The sequence below is a fragment of the Nocardiopsis sp. CC223A genome, assembly GCF_030766825.1.
Classification (GTDB): domain Bacteria; phylum Actinomycetota; class Actinomycetes; order Streptosporangiales; family Streptosporangiaceae; genus Nocardiopsis.
The window spans coordinates 1-937 of the sequence record NZ_JASFDV010000184.1; the positions used below are offsets into that span (position 1 = coordinate 1).

Annotated in this window: 1 protein-coding gene; it reads right to left on the reverse strand. The window is 68.8% G+C overall.

Annotated elements, in window-relative coordinates; genetic code table 11:
- Positions 1–19: 19 nt before the first annotated feature.
- Positions 20–859 (reverse strand): IS5 family transposase, encoded by an 840-nt coding sequence (locus tag QJS33_RS31265; protein ID WP_306371674.1) that lies wholly within the window; start codon positions 857–859, stop codon positions 20–22.
- Positions 860–937 lie beyond the last annotated feature (78 nt).

The following is a 937-nucleotide window of genomic DNA, read 5'->3' on the forward strand; positions in this document are numbered from 1 at the left end:
AGAGCGTGTTTGAGAAGGGTCAGGAAATAGGGCCCTGACTCGTCCAGGCCTGCTGGCGAGTCGCGTCACGGCCGCGGGCCAGACGGCGGACCATCTGCCCGATCGCGGCCCAGCGCACCATCTCCTCGGCCACCCCGGGCTGACGCTCGTAGTCCCGTACCAGCCGCCGGTGGGCGGTCAACCACGCCAGGGTCCGCTCCACCACCCACCGGCGCGGAATCACCGCGAACCCCACCTGGGCGGGGTCCTTGCGGACGATGTGCAGCGTCGTGGACAGCAACCTGTGGGTCCAGGCCACCAAGGCCCCGGCGAACCCCGCATCGGCGAACACGAACCGCACCGGCGTGGCCAGGTACAGGCTCAACAGCGTGGTCTTGGCCCCGTCGCGATCCTGGACGGAGGCGGCCATCACGCACACGACCAGCAGCAGCCCCAGGGTGTCGGTGACGATGAACCGCTTGCGGCCGTTGATCCTCTTGGCCGCGTCGTAGCCCCGTGTCGCCCGGGGGACGGTGTCGGCTCCTTTGACGCTCTGGGAGTCGATGATCCCCGCCGACGGTTCCTCCTCTCGGCCGGCGGCCGACCGTACCTGTCGGCGCAGGGCGGCGGTGATCCGGTCGGTGACCCCTGCCTCCTTCCAGCGGGTGAAGTGCCAGTACACGGTCTGCCAGGGAGGCAGGTCGGTGGGCAGGTGTCGCCAGGAGCAGCCGGTGCGCACCACGTACAAGATCGCGTCGACGACCTCGCGGCGGGGGTGTTTCTCCGGGCGTCCGCTGGTGTTGGCCGGTGGGAGCAGGGGCTCGATCAACGCCCACTGGTCATCGGTCAGGTCCGAGGGGTAGGTCGGCTCACGGGTCATGAAGGTCAGGTTCACAGGCCCTACAGCCGAGTGAGAGCGAAGTGCTCCGACCGTTACCCACCCTTCTCAAACACGCTC